Annotated in this window: 17 protein-coding genes; 11 read left to right on the top strand and 6 right to left on the bottom strand. The window is 71.0% G+C overall.

Going from position 1 to position 14,296, the window contains the following annotated elements; translation table 11 throughout:
* Positions 1-13 precede the first annotated feature (13 nt).
* Complete coding sequence (locus tag ACZK5D_RS04035; RefSeq protein ID WP_463664353.1) at positions 14-565, bottom strand: DUF4245 domain-containing protein; 552 nt, start codon at positions 563-565, stop codon at positions 14-16.
* Between the two features lie 44 nt (positions 566-609).
* On the bottom strand, positions 610-1,410 hold the full coding sequence (locus ACZK5D_RS04030; RefSeq protein ID WP_463664352.1) for an isoprenyl transferase: 801 nt from the start codon (positions 1,408-1,410) through the stop codon (positions 610-612).
* Between the two features lie 85 nt (positions 1,411-1,495).
* On the opposite strand from ACZK5D_RS04030, the gene trhA reads away from it, so the two are divergent.
* The 5 genes from trhA (at position 1,496) to ACZK5D_RS04005 (ending at position 5,917) form a co-directional block, all read left to right on the top strand.
* A complete protein-coding gene (trhA, locus tag ACZK5D_RS04025) occupies positions 1,496-2,170 on the top strand; it encodes a PAQR family membrane homeostasis protein TrhA (RefSeq protein WP_458996249.1) in 675 nt (224 codons plus the stop codon).
* Between the two features lie 179 nt (positions 2,171-2,349).
* On the top strand, positions 2,350-3,696 hold the full coding sequence (gene phoH2, locus ACZK5D_RS04020; protein ID WP_463664351.1) for an RNA 5'-3' helicase PhoH2: 1,347 nt from the start codon (positions 2,350-2,352) through the stop codon (positions 3,694-3,696).
* A 118-nt stretch (positions 3,697-3,814) separates the two neighbouring features.
* On the top strand, positions 3,815-4,618 hold the full coding sequence (locus ACZK5D_RS04015; protein WP_463664350.1) for a DUF4397 domain-containing protein: 804 nt from the start codon (positions 3,815-3,817) through the stop codon (positions 4,616-4,618).
* Between the two features lie 100 nt (positions 4,619-4,718).
* Positions 4,719-5,288, top strand: coding sequence for an RNA polymerase sigma factor (locus ACZK5D_RS04010; RefSeq protein ID WP_458996246.1), 570 nt, complete (start codon positions 4,719-4,721; stop codon positions 5,286-5,288).
* A complete protein-coding gene (locus ACZK5D_RS04005) occupies positions 5,285-5,917 on the top strand; it encodes a hypothetical protein (protein ID WP_463664349.1) in 633 nt (210 codons plus the stop codon). Before ACZK5D_RS04010 ends, ACZK5D_RS04005 begins: the two co-directional genes overlap by 4 nt.
* 4 nt (positions 5,918-5,921) lie before the next feature.
* On the opposite strand, the gene ACZK5D_RS04000 is transcribed toward ACZK5D_RS04005, so the two are convergent.
* Positions 5,922-7,931, bottom strand: a complete 2,010-nt coding sequence (locus ACZK5D_RS04000; RefSeq protein WP_458996244.1) for a thioredoxin domain-containing protein — start codon at positions 7,929-7,931, stop codon at positions 5,922-5,924.
* A gap of 93 nt (positions 7,932-8,024) precedes the next feature.
* On the opposite strand from ACZK5D_RS04000, the gene ACZK5D_RS03995 reads away from it, so the two are divergent.
* The gene (locus ACZK5D_RS03995) at positions 8,025-8,609 is read left to right on the top strand and encodes a rhomboid family intramembrane serine protease (RefSeq protein ID WP_458996243.1); all 585 of its coding nucleotides are present in this window, start codon (positions 8,025-8,027) and stop codon (positions 8,607-8,609) included.
* On the opposite strand, the gene mca is transcribed toward ACZK5D_RS03995, so the two are convergent.
* A complete protein-coding gene (mca, locus tag ACZK5D_RS03990) occupies positions 8,602-9,498 on the bottom strand; it encodes a mycothiol conjugate amidase Mca (protein ID WP_458996242.1) in 897 nt (298 codons plus the stop codon). The two genes, ACZK5D_RS03995 and mca, sit on opposite strands and share 8 nt — an antisense overlap.
* Before the next feature lie 59 nt (positions 9,499-9,557).
* On the opposite strand from mca, the gene ACZK5D_RS03985 reads away from it, so the two are divergent.
* The gene (locus ACZK5D_RS03985; RefSeq protein ID WP_458996241.1) at positions 9,558-9,959 is read left to right on the top strand and encodes a DUF4307 domain-containing protein; all 402 of its coding nucleotides are present in this window, start codon (positions 9,558-9,560) and stop codon (positions 9,957-9,959) included.
* 12 nt (positions 9,960-9,971) lie between these two features.
* Entirely contained in the window at positions 9,972-10,472 is a 501-nt protein-coding gene (gene greA / locus ACZK5D_RS03980; protein WP_458996240.1) for a transcription elongation factor GreA, read from the top strand.
* Between the two features lie 59 nt (positions 10,473-10,531).
* Here greA and ACZK5D_RS03975 read toward each other — a convergent pair whose 3' ends face one another.
* Together ACZK5D_RS03975 and ACZK5D_RS03970 are read right to left on the bottom strand one after the other, a co-directional pair.
* Positions 10,532-10,981, bottom strand: a complete 450-nt coding sequence (locus ACZK5D_RS03975) for a DUF2089 domain-containing protein (RefSeq protein WP_458996239.1) — start codon at positions 10,979-10,981, stop codon at positions 10,532-10,534.
* A 1-nt stretch (position 10,982) separates the two neighbouring features.
* Positions 10,983-11,768: a hypothetical protein gene (locus tag ACZK5D_RS03970; protein WP_458996238.1), complete on the bottom strand. Its 786-nt coding sequence runs from the start codon at positions 11,766-11,768 to the stop codon at positions 10,983-10,985.
* Between the two features lie 116 nt (positions 11,769-11,884).
* Between ACZK5D_RS03970 and ACZK5D_RS03965 the strand changes: the two genes are divergently transcribed.
* The 3 genes from ACZK5D_RS03965 to ACZK5D_RS03955 are packed head-to-tail and all read left to right on the top strand — an operon-like array spanning position 11,885 to position 14,294.
* Positions 11,885-12,577, top strand: coding sequence for a uracil-DNA glycosylase (locus ACZK5D_RS03965; protein ID WP_463664348.1), 693 nt, complete (start codon positions 11,885-11,887; stop codon positions 12,575-12,577).
* A 29-nt stretch (positions 12,578-12,606) separates the two neighbouring features.
* A complete protein-coding gene (msrA, locus tag ACZK5D_RS03960; protein WP_458996236.1) occupies positions 12,607-13,272 on the top strand; it encodes a peptide-methionine (S)-S-oxide reductase MsrA in 666 nt (221 codons plus the stop codon).
* Positions 13,273-13,298: 26 nt separating this feature from the next.
* Positions 13,299-14,294 (top strand): hypothetical protein, encoded by a 996-nt coding sequence (locus ACZK5D_RS03955; protein ID WP_463664347.1) that lies wholly within the window; start codon positions 13,299-13,301, stop codon positions 14,292-14,294.
* The last annotated feature ends 2 nt before the right edge of the window (positions 14,295-14,296 follow it).

Below are 14,296 nucleotides of genomic sequence, written 5' to 3'. Positions count from 1 at the left end.
CCTCGACGAGGACCTACGCCTCCACGAGGGTGGCCGCGAAGGCCTCGAGCTGGGTGAAGTCCGTATCCGCCGTGACGATAGAGGTCACCTCGTCGGTGGCGTGCACCAGGCTGCGGGTGCGCCCGTCGCTGCTCTCGTAGCGTTCCCACGTCCGCCCCGCGAGCTCGACGGTGCCGCCGACGGCCCGCCCGTCTCGGGTGGTGGTGGAGACGAATGAGCCGATGGCGCCGTCGCGCTGCTGCACGCCGAAGTAGATCTCGTCCGGGGAGAGGTAGCCCACCTGCCACCAGTTGCCGGCCGCGGGCTCGCTGGTGATCCAGGGGTCGCCCTCCTTGGCCCAGGCCACCCGGGCCGCGATCCAACCATCGCCCGGCTCCTCGGCCCTGAGGAGGGGGTAGGGGGACTCGGCCAGGGCCCTGGTGAGGGTCCCGGTGACGTCGACCGGCTCGGGCCTGGGCTCCGGGGTGCTGGTGAACCACCACACGATGAGCGCGATCGGCACCAGCAGCACGGACATCGAGATCACCATGTCGCGCGAGCGGGTGTTGCGGTTGCGGCCTGCCATGCGCGCCATCGTCCCACGGCCCCGCCGCGGGGACAAAGCGGCCGTCAGCGGCCGAAGCGGCGCTCGCGCTGCGAGTAGGCGCGAAGCGCGCGCACGAAGTCCACGCGCCGGAAGTCCGGCCAGAGGGCCTCGCAGAAGTAGAACTCGCTGTGCGCGGACTGCCACAGCAGGAAGCCGGAGAGGCGCTGCTCGCCCGAGGTGCGGATGATGAGATCCGGGTCCGGCTGGCCCTTCGTGTAGAGGTGCGCCGAGATCTCGTCGATCTCGAGGGTCTCCGCCACCTCGGCGAGCGTCGCCCCCTCTGCCGCCCGTTCGGCCAGGAGGGAGCGCACCGCGTCGCGCAGCTCGTGCCGGCCACCGTAGGCCACCGCGACGTTGACGTGCATGCCCCTGACCCACGCCGTCGAGTCCGACGCCGCCTGCAGGCTCGCCGCGACATCCTCGGGCAGCAGGTCCAGGGCGCCGACGGCCTGGACCCGCCAGCGCTTCGTGGCGGCCAGGTCCTTCACCAGCTGGCTGATCACCTCCAGCAGCGGCGTGAGCTCGTCCTCCTCGGCGCGCTCGAGGTTGTCGGTGCTCAGCACCCACAACGTGATGACGGGGATCCGCGTCTCGTCGCACCACTCCACGAACTCCAGCAGCTTCGCCGCGCCGGCCCGGTACCCGGCGACGAGGGGCTGGCCGGGGGCGTTCATCCGCGCCCAGCGCCGGTTGCCGTCCGCCAGGACCGCCACGTGCCGGGGCAGGGTCTCCTTGTCCAGGTACCGGAGGACCTGGCGCTCGTAGCTGGCGTACAGCCAGCGGGGCGGCCACCAGCGTTCGACGAGGGGGCGTACCGCTGACATGCGAAATACAGTAGTGCCAAGTTGGCTTCACGACGCCGTAGGAGTAACCTACGGAACCGTAAGTTACTCAACCGTAGGTAAGTGCATGAGCGACATCGCAGAGCCCCCGTTCACCCCCAGCCCCTCCCCCGCGAAGCCGAAGCTGCGCGGGTGGCTCCACCTCGGCATGGCGCCGGTGGCCTTCATCATCGGGTTGGTGTTCACGGTGTTCGCGCCCACGCTCACCGCCCGGATCGGCTGCGGCATCTACACCCTGGCCGCCGTCCAGCTGTTCGGCACGAGCGCCGCCTACCACCGTGGCACCTGGTCCCCGCGGGCCAACGCCCTGTTCAGGCGGATCGACCACTCCAACATCTTCGTCTTCATCGCCGGCAGCTACACACCGCTCGCCCTCACCCTGCTGGAGGGGTCCTCGCGCGTGACGCTGCTGGTGCTCATCTGGAGCATCGCGATCCTGGGCGTGCTCTTCCGGATCCTGTGGCTGGGCGCGCCACGCTGGTTGTACACGTTCCTGTACCTGGCCATGGGGTGGGCGGCGGTCGGCTGGCTGGACCAGTTCTGGGCGGCCGGCGGCCCGGCCGTGGTGCTGCTGATCGGGGCGGGCGGCCTGGTCTACTCGCTCGGCGCCATCGCGTACGCCACCAAGCGGCCGCAGCTCTCGCCCACCTGGTTCGGCTTTCACGAGGTGTTCCACGCCTGCACCATCGTCGCGGCCCTGCTCCACGCGATCGCAATCGGGCTGGCCGTCTTCGCCGTCTGACCCGCGCCGGGTGAACAGTAAGTTACAACCGTGTGATTTTCTCGGGCCTGGGCCTTCTGCTGGGCCGCCAGGGCGGTTATTGTCGGGCCATGGAGATCCACTCCATCCAAGCCACAACGGTCCTCTAGCGAGCTTCGGGGACCGACGCGGTGAGCGCGGCCCCGGCGAAGGGAGCAATCGTGCTCAACGCGTCACACCAGCAGGCTTCCCCCACCGCTGCACAGCCAGACACGGCGATCAAGACCTACGTCGTCGATACCTCCGTCCTCCTCTCCGACCCCAAGGCGATGCTGCGGTTCGCCGAGCACAACGTGATCCTCCCCATCGTGGTGATCACCGAGCTGGAGTCGAAGCGCCATCACCCGGAGCTCGGGTACTTCGCCCGCTCCGCGCTGCGGCTCCTCGACGACCTGCGCATCGAACACGGCAGGCTGGACACCCCGATGGTGACCAACGACCAGGGCGGCAACCTGCGCGTGGAGCTCAACCACAGCGACCAGGACTCGCTTCCGGTGGGGTTCCGCCTGGGGGACAACGACACCCGGATCCTCGCCGTCGCCCTCAACTACGCCAACGAGGGCCACGACGTCGTGCTGGTCTCGAAGGACGTGCCGCTCAGGGTCAAGGCCGCCGCCGTCGGGCTGGCCGCGGAGGAGTACCGCAATGAGCTTCCGCTGCAGGCCGGGTTCACCGGGATGGCCAGCGTGGACGTGACCACCGACGAGGTGTCCGCGCTCTACGAGGACGGCCACACCGTCATCGGGCAGGCGGCCGCGCTGCCCACCCACACCGGCGTGGTGCTGCACGCCCCCGGGTCGAGCGCGCTGGGGCGCCGGATGCCCGACGGCTCGGTCAAGCTGATCAAGCACGACCGCGAGGTGTTCGGCATCCACGGCCGCTCGGCCGAGCAGCGGGTGGCACTCGATCTGCTCATGGACGAGTCGATCGGCATCGTGTCCATGGGCGGCCGCGCGGGCACCGGCAAGTCCGCGCTCGCGCTGTGCGCGGGACTCGACGCGGTGCTGGAGCAGCGCCGGTACAGCAAGGTGATGGTGTTCCGGCCGCTCTACCCCGTCGGCGGCCAGGACCTCGGCTTCCTCCCCGGCACCGCCGGCGAGAAGATGGCGCCGTGGGGCCAGGCGGTGTTCGACACGCTCTCGTCGGTCACCAACAAGTACGTCATCGACGAGCTGCTCGAGCAGGAGATGATCGAGGTGCTGCCGCTCACCCACATCCGCGGGCGGTCGCTGCACGACGCCTTCATCATCGTCGACGAGGCCCAGTCGCTGGAGCGCAACGTCCTGCTCACCGTGCTGTCACGGGTGGGACAGAACTCCCGGGTGGTGCTCACCCACGACGTGGCTCAGCGGGACAACCTCCGCGTCGGCAGGCACGACGGCATCGTCGCGGTGATCGAGAAGCTGAAGGGCAACCCGCTGTTCGCCCACGTGACGCTGACCCGCTCGGAACGCTCGCCCATCGCCGCCCTGGTGACCGACATGCTGGAGGTCGACGAGCTCGCCTGAGCGCCAGAAAAGAAAAGAAAAAAGATCGGATCCGGTGCATCCGTGGGCGGGGGTCCGTTCGAAGTACTCAGTGTCAAGGCGATGGTCGCCTGAACAGCACTTCGAAAGGACCACTCCCATGAAGCTCTCCCGCCTCTTCGTCGCCGGCTCCCTCGCACTGGCCGCCACCGTCGGCTCCGCCGCCCTCGCCCACGCTGACGACCACACCTCCACCATCTCCATCCTGCACGGCGTCCCCGACGCCACCGTCGACGTCTACGCCAACGGCGCCGCGCTGCTGACCAACTTCGCCCCGGGCACCCTGACCGATCCGCAGGAGCTGCCGGAGGGCACCTACGACCTGAAGGTCGTCGCGGCCGGCGCAGGCGCCGACGGCGCCGCGGTGATCGAGGCCAACGACGTGGCGGTCCCCGCCGGCGCGAACATCACCATCGTGGCCCACCTCAAGGCCGACGGAACCCCCACCCTCACCCCCTTCGTCAACGACACCTCCGCCTCGGACAAGGGCGCCCGCCTGACGGTGCGTCACGTGGCCGCGGCCCCCGCCGTCGACGTCCGCGCGGGTGGCGCTGTCGCGGTCCCGGGCCTGGAGAACCCGAAGGAGGCCAAGCTCAACATCGCCGCCGGCACGATCGCCGCCGACGTGGTGGCCGCCGGCACCGGCACCGTCGTCCTCGGCCCCGCCGACCTCGACATCAAGGCCGGCATGAACACCATCGTCTACGCCTGGGGCTCGCTCGAGGGCGAGAACCTCGCCCTCGCCACGCAGACGGTCAAGCTGACCACCGGCATGCCGAGCACCGGCGCGGAGGGTCCCGCGGACACCTCGTTCCTGGCCCTCACCGCGGCGTCGCTCATGATCGCCGGCGTGGCCACCACCGTCGTGGCGGCTCAGCGCTCGCGGGCCCGCAGCAACTCCTGACCCCCCCATCAGCGGCTCCCGTCCCTCCACATGGTTCCCAGGGGCGGGAGCCGCGCCCCGTGTGACCCGTCCAGGGCGGGCGGTGTGCAAGACTGGGCCCGTGATCGTCGAAGCTCCCACCACCCCCATCGGGGTCCTGGCCACACGCTTCGCGGCCGGTGACGAGTCGGCGCTTCAAGAGGCGTACGCGCGGTGGTCGCGGCTCATCCACACCATCGCACGCAGCTCCCTCGGCTCCGCAGATGACGCCGACGACGTGACTCAGCAGGTCTTCATCGCAGCCTGGAGCTCCAGGGCCAGCCTCAGGGCGAGCGACGAGTCCCTCCCGGCATGGCTCATCGGCATCTGCCGGCTCAAGGTCATCGACGCCCTCCGTGCCAGGACCCGCGCGTTCCGCAAGGACGAGGCGATGACGCAGGAGGCGCTGGCCGGGGATCCGCCCATCGAGGCGGCACGGGTGGACGAGGTGATCGACTCGGTCATCATCCACGACGCCCTCGCCGCGCTGGGAGACCCACGGGCAACCATCCTCCGCCTGGTCTACCTCGAGGACCGCACCCACGACGAGGTCGCCAGGCGGCTGGACCTCCCGCTGGGAACCGTCAAGAGCCACGTCCGCCGTGGTCTGGAAAGATTGAGAGCAGTGTTCGAGGAGGTGGATGCAGCATGACCGGGCGCGACGAGTACCCACTGGCCGATGTCGCGGACCGCTTCCGCCGCGCCGCCAGGTCCGAACCCGTGTGGTCAGATCCCGCCCCCGGCACCTGGGACGCCATTGCGGCGGCCACCGGGGTCGCGCCGGCGCCCGCCGCTGCTTCCCCTGCACCCGAACCCGCCACCACCACCCCGCCCACCGGCGGCATCGGCCGCCGAGCCTGGCTGTTCGGGGTCGGAGGCCTGCTCGTCGGCGCCGGCGCCGGTCTGGCCACCGGCTGGCTGACCGGTGGCGACGACGTCGGCGAGGCGGTCCGGCGCGCCGTGCTCACCCCGCTCGACGCGCCGGACGAGGAGCTCGGCCGCGCCGAACTGCTCCGCCGCAGCGTCGGCTACAGCCTGGCCGTCGAGGTGCCCGGCGGCGTGGCCAACCCGGACGGCTACGTCGAGGTCTGGCTGATCAACACGGACCTTGCGCGCATGGTGTCGGTGGGCGTGTTCGCTGCCGACGAGGTGGGCCGGTTCGCCATCGACGAGTCGCTCATCGAGGCCGGGTACCTCATCGTCGACCTCTCCAACGAGCTGTTCGACGACGAGCCCCGGCACTCGGGTGACACCATCATGCGCGGCGAGCTGCTCACCTGACCGCTCAGACGCGGGTCCAGAGGGGCGTCTTCAGCTCGTTGTAGTCGGTCACAGGGTCGAAGCACACGGTGCCGCGGCACACGTAGACCGCGCCGTCGGCCCGGTTCTCCAAGTGGGTTCCCCACCCGTCCGCCCCCTCGGGGGCGGTGAGCACGGCCGATCCGGGTGGTGCCAGGCGCCACGCGGCGCGGGCGAGCTCGGCGAACGGGTCCGCGCTCACCACCACCGCGACACCGGGCTTCAGGCCCCGGCGCGCCTCGTCCGAGACCAGCAGGTCCGCCAGGGCCGCGCCCGCGAAGCGCGGCGTCTCGGCCACGGCCGCCCAGGTGGTGCGGGCCGCGCGGTCCGCCCGCTCCACGAGCTCCGGGCGCTCGGCCAGCAGGCCCACCAGGCGCAGCGCCGCGATCAGCGAGGACGTCCCGCTCGGGGTGACGTTGTCCGTCAGCGACCGCGGCCGGTCGAACAGGCCGGAGTCCGCGGCGTCGTAGAAGCCTCCGTCCTCGTGCCCGAACAGTTCCACGGCCCGGCTCACCAGTGCCTCGGCGCGGCGCAGCCACACCGGGTCACCGGTGGCACCGGCCAGCAGGGCGAACGCCTCCGCCACCGCGCCGAAGTCCTCCGCGACCCCGAGGCCAGGGCCGGCGACCCCGTCGCGCGAGGACCTCCGCAGGTCCCCGTCGGCGTGGTGCACGGCCACCAGGTGCTCGGCCGCGCGCAGGGCCAGCTCGAGCCAGCCCTTCTCGTCGAAGATCAGTGCGCCGGTCACCAGCGAGGAGATCATCCACCCGTTCCAGGCGGCGACCACCAGCGTGTCGGAGCCCGGCCGGAAGCGCGTCGAGCGTTCCTCGAGCAGCAGCCGGCTGACCTCGTCGAGCTTGGCGAAGTCCGGCCTGCCGCGCAGCTGGAGCGTCGACAGCCCGTCCTCGAAGGTTCCTCCCCTGGTGACGTGGAAGACCTCGGCCGCCCACTCGCCCAGCTCGGCGCCGAGCACGTCGTCGAGCAGGTCGGGGTTCCACAGGTAGAAGATGCCCTCGTGGACCGCGCCGCGGATGTCGCACGAGTCGGCGTCGAGCCCGCTGATGAAGCCCCCGTGGTCGGTGACCATCTCCCGCTCGAGCCATTCGACGATGCCGTAGGCCGTGCGCTCGAACAGTGCCCTGAGCCCCGAGTCGTGGTCTGCCGTGCGGCGCCAGCCGCGCACGTAGGCGCCCAGCAGCAGGGCGTTGTCGTAGAGCATCTTCTCGAAGTGCGGGATCACCCAGCCCGGGTCGACGGCGTAGCGGTGGAACCCGCCACCCACCTGGTCGTGGATGCCGCCGCGCGCCATCGCCTCCAGCGTGCGCTGCGCCAGCTCCAGCGTGCGCGGGTCCCCCTTGACCAGGAGCGCGTCGATCAGGGTGGGCGCCGGGAACTTCGGCTGGGACCCGAACCCGCCGTGGATGAGGTCGAAGGAGGCCTCCACGTCGTCGACGGCCTTGCGGAGGTCCGGCGCGGCCTCCGGCGCCGGGATCTCGTGCCCCGTCAGCGACTCGACGATGTAGCGGGCAGACCCCAGCACCTTGTCGCGGCGGGAGTGCCAGGCGTCCGCCATCGCCTCGAGCACCTGGCGGAACGACGGCTGGCCGCCCTGGGCCTCGGGCGGGAAGTAGGTTCCGGTGAAGAAGGGCTCGCCCGCCGGGGTGAGGAAGGCCGTCATCGGCCAGCCGCCGGCGCCCCCGTTCATCGCCTGCGTGGCCACCATGTAGAGCGCGTCCACGTCCGGGTGCTGCTGGCGGTCCACCTTGATGGCCACGAAGTGGTCGTTGATGAGGCGCGCGATCTCCGGGTTCTCGAAGGACTCGTGGCTCATCACATGGCACCAGTGGCACGACGCGTACCCCACCGACAGGAGGATGGGCCGGTCCAGCTCGACGGCGGAGGCCAGCGCCTCGGGTGACCATTCCCACCAGTCGACGGCCTGGTGGGCGTGCTGGAGCAGGTAGTCGCTGGCGGACTGGGAGAGGCGGTTGACCATGCGCCCAGCCTAACGGCCGCCTGGCGGCCGGGCCGACGGGGTACCCGCCCCCGGTATGCACGGCTCCTTGGGCGGGTCGGTCACACTGGGAGCATGAGCGTCGAACCGGCCCAGAAGCCCAGTCTCTCCCGCGCCCTCGTCGTCGTCGGAGGCCTCCTGGCCGCGATGTGGGCCATCGAGGTGGTCGACGTGCTGACCCTCAACAGCCTGGACTACTGGGGCATCGAGCCGCGCCAGACGGGGGACCTTCCGAACATCCTGGTGGCGCCGTTCCTGCACTTCGGATGGGGGCACCTCATCGGCAACTCGCTCCCGTTCCTGGTCCTGGGCGTGCTCACCTACCTCGCGGGGGTGGTGCGGTGGGCGGTGACGAGCGTCACCACCGTGCTGAGTTCCGGGCTCGCCGCCTGGCTGCTGTCGCCCATCGGCACCATCACCGCCGGCGCGTCGGGCGTGATCTTCGGCTGGCTGGCCTACCTGCTGGTCCGCGGCATCTTCACCGGCAAGCCTGGGCAGATCGCCATCGCGGTGGTGGTGTTCCTGCTCTACGGCTCCGTCCTCTGGGGCGTGTTCCCGACGGCGCCCGGCGTCAGCTGGCAGGCGCACCTCGGCGGCGCCGTCGGCGGCGTGTTCGCCGCCTGGTACCTCCACAAGCGCTCGCGTCGCGCGGCTAGATGAAGAACTCCGGCACGGTGGGGATCTGCCGGAGGCCGGCGAACAGGTCGTTCTCGGGGATCATGGTGGGCACCTTGGAGATCACCAGCTGGTAGTCCTCCGTCGGCCACCCCGCCTGCTGGATGGCCAGCGGCACCGCGAACCACGGCCCGTCGGGGTCGATCTGGGTGGCGTGGGCGCGCAGCGCCTCGTCGCGGACGGGGAAGTACTTCGAGCACTCGATGAATGTGGTCAGCCGCCCGAACGAGTACGGGTCCTCGTCGCGCGCCGGCACCTGGTAGTCCAGGCCGTGCTCGTGCATGGCCAGCTCGAGCATCTCGTAGCGGCGCCGGTGGAAGCTCATGTGGTAGTACAGCTTGGCCGCCTGCCACGGCTCCCCGTGCTCCGGCCACGCCGCCGGATCCGCGGCTGCGCGGAAGGCCTCCACGGTGATGCGGTTGCACATGATGTGATCCGCGTGCGGGTAGCCGCCCCGCTCGTCGTAGGTGGTCACGACGTGGGGCCGGAACTCCCGGATCACCTTGACCAGGCGCCCCGCCGCGACCTCGGGGTCCACCAGCCCGAAGCATCCCTCGGGCAGCGGCGGCGGGGGGTCGCCCTCAGGGAAGCCCGAGTCGACGAACCCCAGCCACACCTGCCGGATGCCGAGGATCTCGCGGGCCCGCTCCATCTCGCGGCGCCGGATCCGGAAGATGTCGGCCTCCACCTCCGGGTCCCCGGCCAGCTTGGGGTTGAGGACGGAGCCCCGCTCGCCGCCGGTGCAGGTGGCCACCATCACCTCGACCCCCTCGTCGACGTACTTCGCCGTCGTGGCGGCGCCCTTGCTGGACTCGTCGTCCGGGTGCGCGTGGACGTGGAGCAACCGCAGTTGTGTGGGCTCAGGCGCGGGCATGCCCCGTATTCTGGCAGGCCGTCCCGGGGCCGACGGCGGGGGCAGGGCACAATGGACCCGTGACCAGCCAGGACGAAGCCCGCATCGCCGCCCGCTACCCGCGGCGCTCCCCCGCCGACTACCTGCTCGCCGGCATCGCGGGGCTCGCGGTGCTCGGGGCGATCGTCCTGGTCATCGTCACCGGCGTGGTGCGCGCCAACCCGCCCGTGGCCGCAATGGTCCGAGGGTTCGACGTGATCAGCCCCACCAAGGTCACCGCGGAGCTCGTGATCCAGCGCAAGGACCCGGCCACCCCAGTCGAGTGCGAGATCTACGCGCAGGCCACCTCGTACGAGAAGGTGGCCGAGCAGAGGGTGGACATCCCGGCGGGCACCGAGACCCTCACCGACGTCCTGGTCAACCTCACCACGGTGAAGGAGGCAACCAGCGTCAGCATCGAACAGTGCCGCACAGTGGGCTGATAGGGTTGCTGAATGTCTGAAACTTCTACCGACGTGATCTGGCTCACGCAGGAGGCCCACGACAAGCTCGAGGCCGAACTCAACGAGCTGAAGACCGTGGGGCGCCCCGAAGTGAGCGCCCGCATCGCCTCCGCCCGCGAAGAGGGCGACCTCAGCGAGAACGGCGGCTACCACGCCGCCCGCGAGGAGCAGGGCCAGATGGAGGGCCGCATCCGCCAACTGGAGGACCTCCTCCGCCGAGCCCAGGTGGGTGAGCCCGAGGGCGCCCACGACGAGGTGGCGCCCGGCAAGGTCATCACCGTCGCCTACGACGGCGACGAGTCGGACACGGAGACCTTCCTGCTGGGATCACGCGAGATCCTCGGCACGGACTCCTCCGTCGACCACGCAGTCTCGCCGCAGGCCCCCCTGGGCGCCGCGGTGCTGGGCAAGAAGCTCGGCGACGAGGTGCGCTACGAGGCCCCCAACGGCCGCGAGATCATGGTGGTCGTCACCAAGATCGAAGTCCTCTAGCCCAAAGACGACGATGGCCGCCGCCCGGTGTGGGGCGGCGGCCATCGTCGTCGTCGGGCTCAGGCGCCCAGCAGCCTCGCCGCCACCTCGGCGCTCAACTCCCCGCGCGCCACGCGGGCCAGGATCTGGTCCTGGGCCGAACCGGTCGGGGGCACCTCTTCGCCGTACTCCCCCGCCTGGTCGCTCTCGGGGGGCAGGTCGGGCTCGGGCTGGGCCTCGGCTTCGCCGCTGGGGGTCAGCCCAAGCTTGGCCAGCACGGCGTCGAGCCGCACGCGGGCCGTGGGGTAGGACACCTGGAGGTGCTTCTCGACCTCGCGAAGGTTACCGCGGGAGCCGAGGAACACCCGCAGCAGGCTGAGGTCCGCCTCGGTGAGGGCGCAGAAGTCGCACCCGGCGAACTCCCCCGCGATCTCCGTGCCGCACTGGAGGCAGCCCTTGCGGATGGTGATCAGCGACTCGCCGCAGACGGGGCAGTCCGCGGGCGCGTGGTACAGGTGACGTCCGGTCATCTCACTCCTCCGACTTGATGGTGGCCATGCCCATGACGACGGCGACGTCGAGCCGCGCGGAGCCGTTGCCGATGACGTACTCGTCCACGCCCTCACCGCCGCCGGGCCAGGTGATCCGCCCCAGCCGCGCCTCGCCCCGGATGGTCACGTTGGCACCCTTGGTGAGATGCACGGTGAGGGTGCCTGACTCCACCCGCAGCCGCGAGCGTCCCATGCTGATGGGCCCGCTGACGCTGATGCCGCCGGCCTGGCTGAGCAGGTCCTCAACCTCGTGCACGTCGTCGAGGCTGGAGCCGCCGGCCGTGACCCGGATCCGGCCCAACCGGGGGACGCCGATGGTGCGCAGGCCGCCGGTGGTGACCTCCGCGTCGACGATGAGCGAAGGGTTGACCCTGATCGTCAGCTCCTTCCCGAGGCCGATGTCGCGGAGGTCGTCCAGATTCCGTGGCGGCCGGATGAGCGAGAAGCCCTGGAAGCTGGGGCCGAACTCGCCGGTGGAGTTGACCTCCATGACGGTCCCGACGCGGCGCAGCACGTGGGGGCCGTCGATGGTCAGCGTCGAGACCGTGGGATCGCCCTCGATGCGCACGCGGCGCCCGACGGCGGTGACGGCGACGCGTGCCAGCCCGCCCGCCTTGGGTCCGCCGCTCGCTGCGGTGTCGTGCACGGGGCCTGGTTGGGCGCTCGCGGCGGCCTTGGCCGCCTCGATGCGGCGGCTCGCCTCTGCGGCGTCGATGCGGCCGGCGGCGAGATCGTCCAGGATCGGACCGATATCGGGGTTCGTCATGCGTCAATGGTAATCCTGCTTTCCATTCCGGAAAACCCCGCTTGCCATTCGCAGGGGTGGGAGCAGGTGTTTCCCTGGCCGTTCCGTGCGGCGGGCGCGTGTGTCAGAGTGTGGCCATGCCGAAGCCCCTGACAGAACTCATCGCGCCGGACTGGGCACAGGCCCTGGCCCCCGTCGAGGATCGGATCTCCGCCATGGGCGCCTTCCTCCGCGACGAGATCGCGGCCGGGCGCGGCTACCTTCCCGCCGGCCCACACATCCTGCGCGCCTTCAGCCGCCCCCTGGCCGACGTGCGGGTCCTGATCCTCGGCCAGGACCCATACCCAACGCCGGGCCACCCCGTCGGGCTGTCCTTCTCCGTGGCGCCGGACGTGCGGCCCCTCCCCGGGAGCCTCGTCAACATCTACCGCGAGCTCGCATCGGACCTTGGCATCCCTGCCGCCACGCACGGCGACCTCTCCTCCTGGTTCGACCAGGGAGTCCTCCTGCTGAACCGGGTGCTCACCGTGCGCCCGGGCGCGCCCGCCTCACACCGCGGCAAGGGCTGGGAGGAGGTGACGGGCCGCGCCGTCGAGGCGTTGGCGGAGCGCGGGGGCCCGTTGGTGGCCATCCTGTGGGGCAAGGACGCCCAGACCGCCCGGCCCCTCCTGGGGGGCGTGCCGGTCATCGCGAGCGCCCACCCGTCGCCGCTGTCCGCCCGCACGGGCTTCTACGGGTCGCGGCCGTTCAGCCAGGCCAACCGCCTGCTCGAGGAACAGGGCGGAACACCAGTCGACTGGCGCCTCCCCGATCCCGTCGCGGCGGGGTGAGGTTGCCCTCCCCGGTTAGCATCGAGTGCATGGAGATCGACGTCCTCGCCTGGCTCAACGCCCGCCTCGGCAAGCCTGAGATGGTGGATGAGTCCGCGGCCCTTCCCGGCCGAAGCACCCCCGTCCTCAGCCCCATGCCCACCCACGAGGTCCTCGGCCTCCCGCTCGACGAGGTGCCGGACGGCTGCCAGGTGGCCTACTTCGCGCTCGGCTGCTACTGGGGCGAGGAGCGCCTCTTCTGGGAGACCGACGGGGTGGTCAACACCGCCGTCGGGTTCATGGGCGGGTTCACCCCCAACCCCACCTACAAGGAGACCTGCACCGGCCGCACCGGCCACACCGAGACCGTCCAGGTGGTGTTCGATCCGGCCCGCGTCTCCTACGACGAGCTCCTGCGGCTGTTCTGGGAGAACCACGACCCCACGCAGCTCAACCGCCAGGGCAACGACGTGGGCACGCAGTACCGCTCCGCCGTGTTCCCCGTCGACGACGCGCAGCGGGAGGCCGCGGAGCGCACGCGCGCGGAATTCCAGGAGCGGCTCACGGCCGCCGGCTACGGGCAGGTCACCACAGAGATCACGCCCGGGCAGCGCTTCTTCTACGCCGAGCTGGAGCATCAGCAGTACCTCCACAAGAACCCGAACGGCTACTGCCCCAACCACGCCACCGGCGTGAGGTGCGGCCCGCGGGACTGACCGACGGCGTCTCCTACACTGGCGCAGTGAGAACGTGGCGGATCGGGATGGTGGCGCTTGTCGCCGTCGTCGCGGGCTGCACCGCACCCGCCCCAGGCCTCACGGGCAGCGCCACCGCGACGCCGGCCACGCCGTCGGCCAGTGCGAGCCCCAGCCCCGCTCCCTCCTTCACGAGCAGCCCCGTCCCTGACGCGGACCTCCCCCTGGACTTCGCGGTCTCGCAGCCTCTGGTCGACGGCGCGGCCCGGGCCGTGGTCGAGGAGCTGCACCGCGTCGCCGGCGGCCTGCCCGTCCTCAAGGTGGACGTGACCGCCGAGGCCGCCACCCTGAGCGCCCTGCTCCCCGACAGGTCGGTCGCCACGTACCAGTGGCGCGACGGCGTGATCGACCGGGTGGACTCGGACGTGCAGTACTTCGAGCAGGCCACCTTCGACCCGCACGACTTTCCCCTGGAGTCGGTGGGCCGCATGTTCGACGTGGCGGACCTGCGCGGGGTCAGGGGGGATCTAGTCCTCCAGATCGTCGACTACCGCGAGGGCCAGGTCCTGATGACCGTCACCTCGCGCCCCGAATCCGAGGCGGTCTTCTTCAGGCAGGACGGCTCGGCCGTCGCGGTGCTCGGCGTGACGGGCGTGGCGGACATCACCGAGGGGATCGCGGAGGTGATCGGCGGGTCGACGCAGGCCTACGCCGTCGGCTTCGCGCTGACCCGCGGGTACTGGGCCGACGTTCCCGACGCCGAGGAGGGCGTGGTGCTGAACCGGGCGCGCGTGGGGGCGGTTCCGGTGTTCGAGACGCGGCGCTCCGAGACGCCCACGCTGGCCACCTTCGACCCGGCCCTCATCGATCCGCCCTCGCTGGCCAAGGCTGTGGCCCAGTTCCAGGACTCCCCCGAGCAGCAGTGCGACGTGCTGATCGACATGAGCCTGCAGCGCTCCGCCCCCGTCGCGCGCGTCGACTGCGAGGGCGACGTCCACTTCGCGGACCTCGAGGGCCGCGACATGACCGCACTCGTGGGCTGAGT

It is taken from the genome of Tessaracoccus yangjingae (assembly GCF_055326235.1).
This window is presented reverse-complemented; position numbering and strand designations above follow the sequence as displayed.